We start from the raw sequence: 13,439 nt of genomic DNA on the forward strand, positions 1-13,439 counted from the left end.
TTTATGAGAGGGCAGACCCATTAAGAACAGAGAAGGAGGCTGACTATAAAGCAATGTCAGCCTCCTTGTCCAGTTGGTAGGTTATTTGGATTGCATCATCTTAGTCCGATAGTCAGTCTCATAATATTCCAATTCTTCCCTGATTCGTTGGAAGTCACCTTCTAAACCTTTGATAAGTTGGACTATGCTGTCCGGAACATTTCGGTAAAATTTAATCGAATTTCTGCCAGTGTAGGCAGAGCGGCTATTTTCAAACCAAGCATCATTTTTCGGAGCAAAAAATTCTTCAATACATTGGTGGTAGATTCGATATAATGTCTTTTCAGCAGCGGCTTTCTGAAATGGCTCAGATTGTAAAATAACACCGCATGCATCTAAGCCCTCTTCACTGTATACAGCCAATTTTCGAAGATGCGAAAAAATCAGCTTAATATAGTTACAATCTTCATCACTTTCCAATTTCCACTGGGATACCGTAGTTTCGTTTAAAAAGTCCTCAATAGTTGTATTGGTTTTACTTAAAAACCCCTTTACATCTTGAAGCTGTGAATGAACTAGTGTGTTTCCCATACTTATCCCCCTATAGTCGTCTGAAATCAAATTATTGCTGCTGTTTTACAAATTCAAGTGGAGACCGCAGTTCATACCCTTTGGTTTGATTCAGTTCCAGAAAAATTTCAGGCAATTTCTCAAAGTTAATCCCTTGAAAATATGAAGAAAACTCATGTTTAGAATTAATATATAGCCGTTTGCGGCCTTTGAGACCCGGATTTTTCAACAGGCAGACAAGCGCTGCAAGATCCTTAAAGTAAACGTCCTTCCCCTGTATGCAAAAAACAGGGTCCTGCTGAAAAGGAGTAAATTCATTCAATACTTGCTCAAAATACCTGACATATAACACATGCAGCGTTCTTTCTTTTCCATTTTCCAAGTAAGTGACTTCACTTCGGTTAAAGAAGTCCTCCGAGGTGTTTGATTTTTCTTTTTCCAGCTCATATCCCTTACACTGTTTAATTAGCAACTTCATTCCCGCTCCTTACCCTTTGATACAGCACTTAACCACAATGGTGAAATAGGATTGCTATCTCTATTTTAGCATAGATTGCTATACTAATTGTATTTAGGAGTTAATTGTTTCCTTAAATTTTTTAAAGAAAACTCTCCGATTGGCGAGCCCGTTAGGGCGAAGACAGAGGCGTAGTTGCACTTATGTCTAATCGGAAAGTTATAAACTTTCCAACTGGCCGAAAAATAGGTCAGCTTCCTCTTGGACATATTCCTCATCCACCTTTTCGGGCAATGGCGGCAGTTCCTTGAGGCTTTTTAGACCGAAATAGTCAAGAAATTCCTTGGTTGTACCGTAAAGATACGCCCTGCCGGTTCCTTCAGAGCGGCCGACTTCTTTAATTAACGCCTTTGCCGTAAGGGTATGGAGAGGCCTTTCTGTTTTTACACCACGGATTTCTTCGATTTCCGCGCGGGTGATCGGCTGTTTATAGGCTATGATAGCTAAGGTCTCCAATGCGGCTTGTGACAAAGTCGACGTGTTTGGAGAGTCCACAAGCTTTTTTAAATAAGCGGAATTTTCCTTTTTCGTGGCTAGTTGAAACGTTCCAGCCAGCTGAACCATCATAATCCCTCTGGTTTCATATGTTTCATATTCACGCTTTAAATCCTCAATGATTTCACTGGCTTTTATTTCATCAACCTCCAAAACCTCAGCGATTTGCTTCAGGGTTAACCCCTCGTCTCCAGCAGCAAACAAAAGGCTCTCCAAAATACTGGTCCAGTTAATGAGATTCAATCCAATCAAGCTCCCTTCTTTACAGCTTCTACATAAATCTCGGAAAAATTGTCGTCTTGCTGGGCATCAATTTCTTTTCGTTTCATTAGTTCTAAAATAGCTAAAAACGTTACAACGATTTGTTCCTTAGATGGATGTTCAAATAAATCATTAAACTTTTTCCGCCCATTCAGCTGATGCAATTCATCCATAATTTCTGTCATTCTTGTTTCAATTGATATTTCCTGGCGGGTGATTTTTGTAGCCATCGGACGCTGCAGTTTCTTCCGACGCATTAATTTTTGAAATGCCGCCAGCATATCATAAAGGGATACATCCAGCTCGGTTTTTACCGGCTGGACATTCTTTGCAAAATTAGACAGATCGCTGGGCGGTTTGGTATAGATCAATCCGCGTTCTTCTTCCATTTCTTTTAACTCATGTGCCGCTTCCTTGTATTTCCTGTATTCAATTAGCCGTTCTACCAACTCTTCCCTCGGGTCTTCTTCAAAGACATCTCCGGAATCATCATATTCTAATTCATCATGCTTAGGCAGAAGCATTTTGCTTTTTAGCTGCAAAAGCTCTGCCGCCATCACCAAATATTCACTGGCAACATCCAGTTTGAGTTCACTCATGGTGTGTATATAAATTAAATACTGTTCGGTTATCTGTGCTACAGGAATATCGTAAATATCAATTTCAAGCCGATTGATTAAATGCAGCAATAAATCCAACGGCCCTTCAAATGCATCAATCTTTACCTGATAAGGCATACTTCTCACCAAAATTCTCGAAATATAAATCATTTTAAAAAATGACTATTAATAGTATAGAGGATTCATTAAGCATATCCAATAGAAAAATCAACCTAAAACAGGATGTTGGCCCATAACAATGGACAATGACCCTACATATGATGACAGAGTAAAGAATAAAACTCACAGGAGGTATATTAATATGGCTGATGGAGTAGGTTTTGGCGGCGGGTTTGCGTTAATCGTCGTTTTGTTCATTTTATTGATTATTGTGGGTGCTGCTTGGGTTTGGTAATAAAAACAGCGTAGGCGCTAGGGCGCTTTAGCTGAACAATTTTATAAGTTCGATTCCTTACTCTAAAATCAATCAAAAGGACCCGTCGTTTTGGCGGGTCTTACCATTTTCAGGTATAATTTTACAAAAAAGTTTCTATATATATGTTACACTGTACATAAACCATTTGTGGAGGTAAAACAGTTGTACCCGAAAGAATATGTTGACTACCTGGTTCATTTTCATGGTGACCGTGATTATTTCGAATGCCATGAAACACTGGAAGAATATTGGAAAAAGACAGATCCTGGCAATAAAGACTCGGTATGGGTGGGCCTGATTTTATTAGCGGTGTCAGCTTACCATCACCGGAGGGGAAATTTCCATGGTGCCAAGAAAACTTTACAAAAATCGATGCCTATTTTTCAGCAACATGCTGCCACGTTAACCGAACTCGGTTTAAATCAGGAACAATTATTCGAGCTATTAGCACAGCGCGAAGAATTGATTGATGCATGCCAAATCTATACTAGCTTTTTATTGCCAATCAATGATCCCGAATTACAACATCTATGCATGAACAAATGTAAAAAGCATGGCTATGTATGGGGAACTGACAGCAATATGGCGAATAGGGAATTGGTCCATCGCCATAAACTGCGTGACCGATCTTCTGTTATCGAGGAAAGAAACCGGGCGCAGTTAGCTAAAAGAGGCGGCAAATAGTCATTCGCCGCCTCTTGGATTAACAAACATCGCACTTTTCTACAAATGCCGCTGTATTTTCATTCGGGATAATTTTTTTGTCCGGAAACATGTCTTTCAAGGCTTTAACCATTCTTTTCCCAATCCCTTGAAAACGGTGAGAGGGATTAACTGATATATGCTGAATCTCCAAAGAATCGGTATCGGGATGGTATAACACTCCGATTAATCCAATAATGTCTTCTTCTTTCCATAGAAAAAGCTGACGATGTTCTTCTGTCTCATATTCTTTCATCGTCTGCTGGAGTTTCTTTAAGTCCTTTTCATTGGGCATAAAGGACAATAAACCCATGGCAATTTTCTCAAACGCTTTCTTATAACGAATTAACATTTAGATCCCTCATTAAATTATATAAACCGACTAATCCTGGTTTAACAATAATATATATTTCCCATTTTACATCAATCATAAACCCTTTTATAAATTATGAAAATAGAAAGCTTATCGTTACTAACAATCATCATACCTAATTCCTGATGAATCATCAATTGAAAATATTATGAACTCCCTGGCGCGAAAAACATCCAGTACACAATGCCCCAGACAATACAAAGACTGACAAGGACACCAAATAAAATCCAATTTGACCGTTGCATAATGAATTATCCCCCAAAAGTATTTACCTTGTCCTACATTCTACACCAAAAAAACCGACAAATCTATCCGCCCTGAAGCAAAATCGCAGAAGGAAAGATTTTATCCTATGAAACTATTCGTCTATTTTTTTCGTTTATATCTACAAAATGAGTTATATTAATATATGGGCAACACTTCTTTTAAAAAGGCTCAGATCAATATGGCTGTTGATTGCAACGCAAGAAGCTCAGCGTTCCCGCGGGCGTGCCCGGGGAGCCTCCTCGGCCCCTTACCTCGCAGGAGTCGAGCGGACCCGCTACAATCAATAGAGTATTAAAAAAGACAACAAATTTCATAACAGAACCTTTTAAAAAAACTATTGGTAAAATTAAGGAGGCAAATAATGAAAAAAATCGTCATGTTCCTATTGGCCGCTGTCTTGTTTGTGATTCCTATCCGCACCTTTGCAGACATGGCTGAAGGCGATATGATTGTTACATTGGGTGAAAATTTAACTGAGGATCAGAAAACAAAACTGCTTGATGAAATGGGAGCACCAAACGATGTTCAAATCGTTACGGTCTCCAACCAAGAAGAACATCAATATTTAGGAAATTATATTGCGAAATCTCTGATAGGTACAAAAGCCATTTCTTCTTCCGCAATTACCATCGCCCCTTCAGGATCTGGTGTTACTGTTAAAACCAAAAATATTAGCTGGGTTACTGATGAAATGTATATTAATGCTCTAATCACAGCGGGAGTAAAAGATGCAAACATCTATATTACAGCACCATTTTCGGTATCTGGCACGGCAGCCTTAACAGGTATTATTAAGGCCTATGAGATATCTGCAGATAAGACGATACCGGAAGAGGTAAAGCAAGCAGCAAATGAGGAAATGGTGGAAACGGCTAAACTTGGAGATTCCATTGGGAAAGAAAATGCTGCTGCATTAATCGCCAAAATAAAGGAAGAAATCGCTAATAACAAACCAAAGAATGATGCGGAATTGCGAAGCATTATTGAACAGGCCGCAAAAGAGTTAAATGTAACTTTAACCGAAGAACAAATAAAAAGTCTGATTGATTTATTTAACAAGCTAAAAAACTTGGATATTGACTGGAATCAGGTCGGTGACCAGCTGAATAAGGCGAAAGACCAAATAACCAAGTTCCTTCAATCGGATGAAGGCCAGGGATTTCTTGAAAAACTGAAACAATTCTTTATTTCCCTGATTGATGCTATTAAAGCTATGTTCTCATAAGAATTGCGCAAGTACTCTGGTCAGCGTTCGAATGGCCTCCTTCACACGGAGGAAAAGCGTTAGCTTTTTCGAGGAGCGCCTTAGCAGCGAGACGCTTTCAGTCTCCGTCCTTCGATAGGTCAAGCACGAATGCGCCTCTCTGCTCCTGCGCCAAAGATTATTCAAGGAAGCGGCTGTTCAGCTCGTCACAAAGCCGAATAAGCCTATTCTAGTAGTTGCTTGGCTCTTTGTGTTTCCTTTATGCCGCTGCTGCCGAAACTTTATGGAGCTGGACAATTCTCAAGGTCAAAAATTATATACCTAAAAAAAGCTGCCGGGTAACCGGCAGCTTTTTCTCAATTATTTTAATGGTAAATCCAGTCTTAACATATCCTCATACGTCTCACGCTTGACCACTAAAGTGGCTTTGCCGTTTTCAACAAACACAACAGCAGGACGCGGCAATCGGTTATAGTTGTTTGCCATGGAATATCCATAAGCCCCTGTACAAAAAACAGCCAAGATATCCTCATCTTCTGAGTTCGGCAAAGGCAAATCCCATATCAACATATCCCCTGACTCACAACATTTTCCTGCAATTGAAACCGTCTCATCGGTTTTAGCCAATGGTTTATTCGCAAGGACTGCCTCATATTTAGCTTGATAAAGCGCAGGACGGATATTATCGCTCATGCCGCCGTCTACCGCCAAATATCTTCTGACGCCCGGAACATCCTTGGATGACCCAACCTTGTAAAGCGTAATACCCGCATCACCTACAAGAGAACGGCCTGGTTCAATCCAAATTTCCGGCATTGCCATGGAATATTGTTCGTTTAAAGATTTGACCTCATTGATGATTTCACTTACATATTGAGCTGGTGGTATCGGCTCATCCTCTTTTGTATACCGAATTCCAAAGCCCCCTCCCAAGTTTAACACTTCCGATTCAAAAGCATATTTGTTTTTCCATTCTGCCAGCTTCTCGACAATTTTTTGGGCAGCCAACAGAAAACCGGTTGTTTCAAATATTTGCGATCCTATATGACAATGCAGTCCCAGCACATGAAAATATTGAAAGTCCATAGTCTCGGTTAAGGCCTTTTCTGCTTGTCCGTTTTGGAGATCAAATCCAAATTTAGAATCTTCTTGGCCAGTTAAAATATAATCATGGGTATGGGCTTCAATTCCAGGAGTTACCCTTAACAGCACATTGAGCTCCTTAGGCTGCTTTTCAAAGCAAATCGATTTTAACAGTTCGATTTCATAAAAATTATCAATGACAATGCAACCAATCCCGTTGTCAATTGCCATTTCCAATTCAGCCCGACTCTTATTATTCCCATGAAAATGGATTTTCTCCGGAGGGAAACCTGCGGTTAAAGCAGTGTACAGCTCTCCTCCGGACACCACATCAAGTGATAATCCTTCTTCCTCAGCCAGCTGAATCATGGCAACGGTAGAAAATGCCTTACTGGCGTAGGCAACCTGAGCCTTTACTTGTTGTTCTTCAAATGCTTGTTTAAATCCTTGAGCTCTTTCTCTTATTAGCGCTACGTCATAAACATACAGGGGTGTACCAAAGTTTTCTGTTAACTCAATGGCGTCCACTCCGCCTATTTCCAAATGCCCCTTTTTATTGACTCCGGTTGTTCCGTAAAAATGCATTTTCTTCCCTCTCTCCATAACGACTCTATACAGTTTATGTAAACAATCGTAAAACAAATAGACAGAATCCGCAAAAGAGACTGCCTATTTTTCATATCAGAATGTAAATCCCTGTTTTGGCGATTGTCCGGTTTCCAGCGCATTAAGCCTGCGCTTTTCTGATAATTCAATAATCCTTTACTCAATTAAAACTAACTTTAGCACAATTATTGGCGCTCCGCAATTATTTCTGATCCCCAGATGGGGGCTGGCGATATAAATTTCTTGGATGAACAATACTCGGCCTTAAATAAGCCCCAGGTATGGCGCGCCGGATAAGAATCTGTAAGAATCCCTTAGGCTCAAAAGGAAGGAATGGCCATAAATACGGGGTATTCAACGCCCGCATATGGACTAGGTAAATAAATAAAAGTGTGGTGCCAATGACAAAACCGGGAGTATGGAATATGGCGGTTACAATCATCAGCAGCATTCTTGCAATTTTATTGGCCACACTTAATTCATAACTCGGCGTGGTAAACGTGCCGATTCCGGCGACAGCTACATATAAAATGACCTCTGGTACAAACAGTCCAACATCAATGGCGATTTGCCCGATTAACACGGCTGCAATTAACCCCATGGCGGTTGATAATGGAGTAGGGGTATGAATCGCTGCGATTCGCAAAAACTCAATCCCAAAATCACCCAAAAACAGTTGAACAATAATCGGGATGTGGGTTTTGTCATTTGGCCCAATAAACGACAGTTTATCCGGTAATAACGATGGTTCGAGCACTACTAACAGCCAAAACGGCAGCAAGAAAATCGAGGTTAATACTCCCAAAAACCGCGCCCAGCGGACGAATGTTCCCATCGCAGGGGATTCCCTGAATTCTTCCGCATGCTGGACATGGTGAAAATAAGTGGTCGGGGTAATGATAACGCTTGGGGACGTATCACAATATATCACCACGTGTCCCTCCAAAATATGGGCCGCCGCCACATCTGCCCTTTCTGTATATCGGACGATTGGAAACGGATTCCACCCCTGTTTCACAATAAACTCTTCTAATGTCTTATCAGCCATTGGGATTCCATCTGTTTGAATGGCCATTATTTCTTTTCTTAAGATGTTAAGTAAGTTGGGATCGGCTACATCCTCCAGGTAGCCTAGTGCTACATCTGTTTTTGATCTTTTTCCTACCTTAAGCATTTCAAAGCGGAGCCGCTCATCGCGAATTCGTCTTCTGGTGAGTGCTGTATTCAGAATGATGTTTTCTACAAATCCATCCCGTGCTCCCCGAACCACTTTTTCGGTATCCGGCTCTTGAGGGGAACGCCCTGGATAGCTTCTTACATCCACGACAAGGGCATAACCCGCACCTTCCACGACCACGGCAATTAATCCGGACAGCACTTTATCGACGACCTGGTCTAATTCCTTTACTCTTTCTACTGATTGATTGACTAAACGATTTTCAATGATTCCAAACAGATTCGTTGATAGCTTTTCATGATCATTGATTTGAACCAGTTCCTCAATCAATTCAATGACGAAACGTGTATCACACAATCCATTGACAAAATAGATATGTACATCTTTTTTTAGAACCTTTAACTTCCTAACTCCAAAATCAAAACTGATTCCCAGTCCAACTCTTTGTTTCATATAGTTTTCGATTTCATTCACCGATTCCGGGATCGGCCATTTTGGCACTTTCGTTTCTGTCATAAAAACCACTCCTTTCCAGGATGAGCTGAACAGCCTTTTCCGTAATCGGCGAGCCAATTTTATAGGAATCGTGCCTTGCCATTTTCCCGATATCCCCTATCCCGACTTTAATGGGAACATCCAGTTCATCAAGACAATATACCGTATCCCCATAAATTCTCCCCATTTCTATGTCCGGCACACCATATTTATCAACTCCATATGGGGTTAGGTTCCCGTCACGGTCAACACTGACATCTACTCTTGACCATTCTTCATGTCTCGACTTTGCTGCAACAGCTAAAACCCCTAACACCTCAATTTCTTTATGGCTTGCAACGTACTTTAATGCCGACTCCCCCTGGCCTTCTCCAACAATTCCACTGTCATCGAACATGATTAAAACAGGATCATGGTCTGCCTGCTTGATTAACTTAATTAATTCAGGACCTGTCTTTGAAGAGGGATTACCTTGCGAGGCAGAAATACATCTGCCGCCCATTTTTTTGGCCACACCCTCAAGTGCCCTTTTCGTATGTTCATCGCCATCTGTTACTAGAATGACACGTCTTTTGGAAGTCATACCTTAATCCTTTCCTAAAGGAGTCCTTTATTGATGTCCAAAGTAAACCCATTGAAAGATAGAACCAAAAATTTTCCCTAAAACGATTGCCATAATTAAAATCACAATTTTCCCATCAAGATGAATTCGTTTGGCTAGAATCGGGAATACATTTACAGCCTCTGTCAATCCGGCAGCCAACATTCCCACAAAAACTCCACCAGTCAGTCCGAGAAAAATCAGTAAAAACCCGGGCAATCCTAAAGTTGGATCCCTTAAATCCGCTATTACTCCAGCTAGTGCTCCAATGACTACAGCCCACTCATAATGATGAATCATTTTCATGGTTTTGGATAATTGCATCAATCTTGGGATGATCCCAAGTACAGTTAGAAATGCCACATAGCCTGCCCCAACTGACAGCCCACTTGCAAATCCTAAAAATAAAATCATCAGGACTTTAATCGTCATGAACATGTTTCATACTTTCTTTATTTTCATGAAGGATGACGTAATTATCCAAATCCATCTGATAATTGAACATTTCTACCTCGAGCGGACTGGGCTCATCGTTAATTCTTTTCTTAAATACGTGATTAAAAAATAAAATCATCCCAAGACCCAAACCAATCGAATAAGGTATTTGAAACAACAAAGGCCTTGTATCTTTCTTTCCTGTAATAATGGTATAGATTTTTTCTTGAACACTGCCCATACTGACATCATCATGGAAATTCATCAGCGTCATGGCTGAACCAAAAAACAGAAGGAACCATATTAAAAGAAAAAAAGGAATGGATGCTCCTTTTTTCTTTGTAACCACTTCAATTATTGTTTGCGGAGGTCCAATGGTCTGGACTTCAAAATCCCCTAATTGTTCGGTAATTTGCTTAATTATCTTCATGACATCAATAATGACTATATTCCCATCTGATTCTGTCAATTGATGGATTACAAGATTTTCGATTTTCTTGTGAACATGTTCGGGAGCGATAATTTGGGCCGCATCTTTTAAAATGACATTCTCATCTGCCGCGATATGTAAACGATGCCTCATGCGGATGTAAATTGTTTTTTCCAAAGAACTCACTTCCCACATTTTGTTTTCTTTGTAATATGTAGTATGCATAACAAGCCATATATTCATGTATTAAAATAAGGGACAAGCATTGGAAGTTGATGCTTTGTCCCAAGAAAAAAAGACCGATGGATTAGAGTTCCATTCGGTCTTTCATTTGCTGAAGTATCTTTTTTTCCAGCCGGGATACTTGAACTTGGGAAATTCCCAGCCTCATGGCTACCTCCGACTGTGTTTGGTCTTTATAATACCGTAAATAGACAATTAGTCTTTCACGTTCATCCAATTCGCTGATTGCTTCTTTTAAGGCAATCTTATCAAACCATTTTCCCTCATTGCCATCATCAATCTGATCCAATAACGTAATGGGGTCTCCATCATTTTCATATACTGTCTCATGGATAGATGAAGGCGAACGGCTTGCTTCCTGGGCTAAAATCACATCCTCAACCGAAAGATCCAGGTATTCTGAAATTTCGTTGACAGTGGGAATCCTCCCCAGCGTTTTCGATAATTCGTCCTTGGCTTTGCGGATTCTGTTTCCCATCTCTTTTAGGGAACGGCTTACCTTTACCGTTCCATCATCTCTAATAAATCGCTGGATTTCACCAATAATCATTGGGACAGCGTATGTGGAAAATTTAACATCATATGATAAATCAAACTTATCAACTGACTTTAATAACCCGATACAGCCAATTTGAAAGAGGTCATCCGGGTCATAGCCTCGATTAAGAAACCTCTGCACGACAGACCAGACAAGACGCATGTTCTTTTCAACAATAAGATCCCTTGCTTCTTGGTCACCTTCTTGGCTTCTTTGGATGAGTTCTTTGACTTCATGATCTTTTAAATATGTTTGATTTTTATCGTTTTTGACTTCCACATCCATTGGCAAGTCTCCTTAATTGCAAAGCATTTTGCGGGATTTTAAAGATTTGCGTAATTTCACTTCTGTTCCGCTGCCAGGCTGTGTGAGAATCTCGATCTCATCCATAAAATTTTCCATGATGGTAAAACCCATTCCGGACCTTTCCAATTCCGGCTTTGTTGTAAATAACGGCTGTCGAGCTTCTTCCACATTTACAATTCCTAATCCATTGTCTTTAATCGAAATATCAATAACACTGTCTTCAATGGTCACAGAAATATAAACCAATCCTGTAGGATCATTTTCATATCCATGAATAATGGCATTGGTAACTGCTTCCGATACTACGGTTTTAATTTCCGTTAACTCATCCATTGTCGGATCGAGTTGGGCAATAAATGCTGCAACAGTGACACGGGCAAACGATTCATTTTGACTTAAAGCACTGAACTGAAGATTCATTTCATTTTTCAATTAAGCCACCCCCAATCTTTGCAAAGCGAATTCCTCTGTCGGTTCCATTTTAATTATTTTGAATAAACCGGACATATCGAATAATCTTTGTAAGCTCGGGGAAATCGCACAAACAACCATTTCACCCTGTACCTGTTTTATTTGTTTATATCTTCCAAGAATCACACCTAAACCGGAGCTGTCCATGAAGGTTAGCTGTTCCAGATTCAAGACAATATGGCGGATTTCATTTTTTTCAATTAGTTCCGACGCCTTCTCGCGCAGTTCATCTGCAGTATGATGGTCCAATTCACCGCCAAGACGAATGCATAAGACATTATGTCTTGTTTCAAACTCTATGTTTAGACTCACTATCCTTAGTCCTCCTTAATCTGGTATAGTGAGTCAATTCGCTTCAGGGTTTAATATCTCCTTCTTGGCATACAAAACTAGTTGTTTTTCGCCAAAAGAAGTGAAATCCCGACATATGTTTATTTCCCCGCTTTGGTAAACATTCCGAATGAGCGTTTATACAGTGTCCACCAGCTGGCTTCTTTCACGTCTTTACCTGCCACCAGAGGGCTTTCCAAGACGACTTTCCCTTCTTTTGTAAGCTTAATCGTCCCTACTTGGTCACCTTTTTTGATTGGGGCCTTCAAGTCCTTTTGCAGGATCACCTTTTGTTTTACATTTTCAGTTTTTTCGCCTTTTTTGGTAAGCATTGATAAAGATTCACTGGTTACGGCCCGAACCGTCTTATCTTGCCCCTTACTGATTTTCACTTGGCCAATTGGCTGGTTCCGTTTATATACGGGGTGGGTTTGGTAGTGATTAAACGCATAGTCAAGCAGCTTTGTTACTTGGGCATTTCTTTCCTTCGATGTCGGAGCACCGAATACGACTGCTATTACCCGCATGCCATTTTTCTCCGCTGTGGCAGTCAGGCAATATTTGGCCTCAGCGGTGAAACCTGTCTTTAATCCATCCACTCCTGGATAGAACCGTACAAGTTTATTTGTGTTGACCAGCCAGAACTTTTTTTCCGTATTTTCGCGAAGATAGGATTCATACAGGCCGGTAAACTTGGTGATATCTTCATACTTTAATAATTCTTTTGCCATAACAGCCATATCGCTAGCAGTGCTGTAATGTCCGGTCTGCGGGAGCCCTGTTGGGTTCTTAAAAAAGGTGTGCTTTAAACCTAGCTCTTTTGCTTTAGCGTTCATCAAATCCACGAAGGCCTCTTCTGAACCGGCAATTCTCTCCGCCATAGCAACGGATGCATCGTTGCCGGATCCGATTGCAATCCCCTGCAGCATTTCCTTCGTTGTCATTTCTTCGCCGGGTTCAAGGAAAATTTGCGAACCGCCCATGGAGGCAGCATGCTCACTTGTGCGGATTTTTTCATTCCAGCTAAGTTTCCCTTTATCAATGGCCTCCATAATCAGGAGCATTGTCATAATTTTTGTCATGCTTGCGGGAGGCAGTTCTTCATTGGCATTTTGTTCAAACAAGACCTTTCCGGTATCTCTTTCGATTAAAATTGCTGCTCTTACATCTGTGACAATCTCGGAACTCTTCTTTTCTTCAGCTGCAAATGCAGAAGGAACCGCTAAACTGGTAAACATGGATAGTGACACTATAAATATGACCAATCGTTTCATACGCATAACCCTCCATTCTTTATGGTTACCAGTTTTTCCAATTCTGG

General features: G+C 40.6%; 17 protein-coding genes. 3 read left to right on the forward strand and 14 right to left on the reverse strand.

The genetic code is table 11. The features are described 5' to 3' along the window. Positions 1-81 precede the first annotated feature (81 nt). The 4 genes from ACY8D0_RS19105 to ACY8D0_RS19120 form a co-directional block, all read right to left on the reverse strand. The gene (locus ACY8D0_RS19105; RefSeq protein WP_462412083.1) at positions 82-570 is read right to left on the reverse strand and encodes a YpuI family protein; all 489 of its coding nucleotides are present in this window, start codon (positions 568-570) and stop codon (positions 82-84) included. 31 nt (positions 571-601) lie between these two features. Beyond that, positions 602-1,021, reverse strand: coding sequence for a hypothetical protein (locus ACY8D0_RS19110; protein WP_462412509.1), 420 nt, complete (start codon positions 1,019-1,021; stop codon positions 602-604). A gap of 204 nt (positions 1,022-1,225) precedes the next feature. Beyond that, complete coding sequence (gene scpB / locus ACY8D0_RS19115) at positions 1,226-1,804, reverse strand: SMC-Scp complex subunit ScpB (protein ID WP_462412084.1); 579 nt, start codon at positions 1,802-1,804, stop codon at positions 1,226-1,228. A gap of 5 nt (positions 1,805-1,809) precedes the next feature. Next, entirely contained in the window at positions 1,810-2,559 is a 750-nt protein-coding gene (locus ACY8D0_RS19120) for a segregation/condensation protein A (protein WP_462412085.1), read from the reverse strand. A gap of 184 nt (positions 2,560-2,743) precedes the next feature. On the opposite strand from ACY8D0_RS19120, the gene ACY8D0_RS19125 reads away from it, so the two are divergent. Continuing rightward, complete coding sequence (locus tag ACY8D0_RS19125; protein WP_335476553.1) at positions 2,744-2,836, forward strand: YjcZ family sporulation protein; 93 nt, start codon at positions 2,744-2,746, stop codon at positions 2,834-2,836. 183 nt (positions 2,837-3,019) lie between these two features. Beyond that, on the forward strand, positions 3,020-3,541 hold the full coding sequence (locus ACY8D0_RS19130; protein ID WP_462412086.1) for a DUF309 domain-containing protein: 522 nt from the start codon (positions 3,020-3,022) through the stop codon (positions 3,539-3,541). A gap of 19 nt (positions 3,542-3,560) precedes the next feature. Here ACY8D0_RS19130 and ACY8D0_RS19135 read toward each other — a convergent pair whose 3' ends face one another. Then, the gene (locus ACY8D0_RS19135; protein WP_462412087.1) at positions 3,561-3,911 is read right to left on the reverse strand and encodes a GNAT family N-acetyltransferase; all 351 of its coding nucleotides are present in this window, start codon (positions 3,909-3,911) and stop codon (positions 3,561-3,563) included. A gap of 649 nt (positions 3,912-4,560) precedes the next feature. On the opposite strand from ACY8D0_RS19135, the gene ACY8D0_RS19140 reads away from it, so the two are divergent. After that, positions 4,561-5,424 (forward strand): DUF1002 domain-containing protein, encoded by an 864-nt coding sequence (locus tag ACY8D0_RS19140; protein WP_462412088.1) that lies wholly within the window; start codon positions 4,561-4,563, stop codon positions 5,422-5,424. A gap of 339 nt (positions 5,425-5,763) precedes the next feature. On the opposite strand, the gene lysA is transcribed toward ACY8D0_RS19140, so the two are convergent. The 9 genes from lysA to ACY8D0_RS19185 form a co-directional block, all read right to left on the reverse strand. Continuing rightward, positions 5,764-7,071, reverse strand: coding sequence for a diaminopimelate decarboxylase (gene lysA / locus ACY8D0_RS19145; RefSeq protein WP_462412089.1), 1,308 nt, complete (start codon positions 7,069-7,071; stop codon positions 5,764-5,766). A 223-nt stretch (positions 7,072-7,294) separates the two neighbouring features. Continuing rightward, on the reverse strand, positions 7,295-8,785 hold the full coding sequence (locus tag ACY8D0_RS19150; protein WP_462412090.1) for a spore germination protein: 1,491 nt from the start codon (positions 8,783-8,785) through the stop codon (positions 7,295-7,297). Then, positions 8,736-9,347: a stage V sporulation protein SpoVABEA gene (gene spoVAEA, locus ACY8D0_RS19155; RefSeq protein WP_462412091.1), complete on the reverse strand. Its 612-nt coding sequence runs from the start codon at positions 9,345-9,347 to the stop codon at positions 8,736-8,738. The genes ACY8D0_RS19150 and spoVAEA overlap by 50 nt, the downstream gene beginning before the upstream one ends. A gap of 27 nt (positions 9,348-9,374) precedes the next feature. Next, on the reverse strand, positions 9,375-9,797 hold the full coding sequence (locus tag ACY8D0_RS19160) for a stage V sporulation protein AB (RefSeq protein ID WP_462412510.1): 423 nt from the start codon (positions 9,795-9,797) through the stop codon (positions 9,375-9,377). Then, positions 9,787-10,407: a stage V sporulation protein AA gene (locus ACY8D0_RS19165; RefSeq protein WP_462412092.1), complete on the reverse strand. Its 621-nt coding sequence runs from the start codon at positions 10,405-10,407 to the stop codon at positions 9,787-9,789. Before ACY8D0_RS19165 ends, ACY8D0_RS19160 begins: the two co-directional genes overlap by 11 nt. A 130-nt stretch (positions 10,408-10,537) precedes the next feature. After that, a complete protein-coding gene (gene sigF, locus ACY8D0_RS19170; protein WP_462412093.1) occupies positions 10,538-11,296 on the reverse strand; it encodes an RNA polymerase sporulation sigma factor SigF in 759 nt (252 codons plus the stop codon). Between the two features lie 12 nt (positions 11,297-11,308). After that, on the reverse strand, positions 11,309-11,749 hold the full coding sequence (gene spoIIAB / locus ACY8D0_RS19175; protein ID WP_462412094.1) for an anti-sigma F factor: 441 nt from the start codon (positions 11,747-11,749) through the stop codon (positions 11,309-11,311). After that, a complete protein-coding gene (gene spoIIAA, locus ACY8D0_RS19180) occupies positions 11,750-12,100 on the reverse strand; it encodes an anti-sigma F factor antagonist (protein ID WP_462412095.1) in 351 nt (116 codons plus the stop codon). 119 nt (positions 12,101-12,219) lie between these two features. Beyond that, positions 12,220-13,392 (reverse strand): D-alanyl-D-alanine carboxypeptidase family protein, encoded by a 1,173-nt coding sequence (locus ACY8D0_RS19185; protein WP_462412096.1) that lies wholly within the window; start codon positions 13,390-13,392, stop codon positions 12,220-12,222. Positions 13,393-13,439: the final 47 nt, after the last annotated feature.

This window comes from Neobacillus camarae, from assembly GCF_054950115.1.

Bases quoted from the DNA above. Each gene is read 5' to 3' on its own strand.
- ACY8D0_RS19105 (WP_462412083.1), bottom strand. From the start codon at position 570: ATGGGAAACACACTAGTTCATTCACAGCTTCAAGATGTAAAGGGGTTT.
- ACY8D0_RS19120 (WP_462412085.1), bottom strand. From the start codon at position 2,559: ATGCCTTATCAGGTAAAGATTGATGCATTTGAAGGGCCGTTGGATTTA.
- ACY8D0_RS19125 (WP_335476553.1), top strand. From the start codon at position 2,744: ATGGCTGATGGAGTAGGTTTTGGCGGCGGGTTTGCGTTAATCGTCGTT.
- ACY8D0_RS19135 (WP_462412087.1), bottom strand. From the start codon at position 3,911: ATGTTAATTCGTTATAAGAAAGCGTTTGAGAAAATTGCCATGGGTTTA.
- ACY8D0_RS19140 (WP_462412088.1), top strand. From the start codon at position 4,561: ATGAAAAAAATCGTCATGTTCCTATTGGCCGCTGTCTTGTTTGTGATT.
- lysA (WP_462412089.1), bottom strand. From the start codon at position 7,071: ATGCATTTTTACGGAACAACCGGAGTCAATAAAAAGGGGCATTTGGAA.
- ACY8D0_RS19150 (WP_462412090.1), bottom strand. From the start codon at position 8,785: ATGACAGAAACGAAAGTGCCAAAATGGCCGATCCCGGAATCGGTGAAT.
- spoVAEA (WP_462412091.1), bottom strand. From the start codon at position 9,347: ATGACTTCCAAAAGACGTGTCATTCTAGTAACAGATGGCGATGAACAT.
- ACY8D0_RS19160 (WP_462412510.1), bottom strand. From the start codon at position 9,797: ATGACGATTAAAGTCCTGATGATTTTATTTTTAGGATTTGCAAGTGGG.
- sigF (WP_462412093.1), bottom strand. From the start codon at position 11,296: ATGGATGTGGAAGTCAAAAACGATAAAAATCAAACATATTTAAAAGAT.
- ACY8D0_RS19185 (WP_462412096.1), bottom strand. From the start codon at position 13,392: ATGAAACGATTGGTCATATTTATAGTGTCACTATCCATGTTTACCAGT.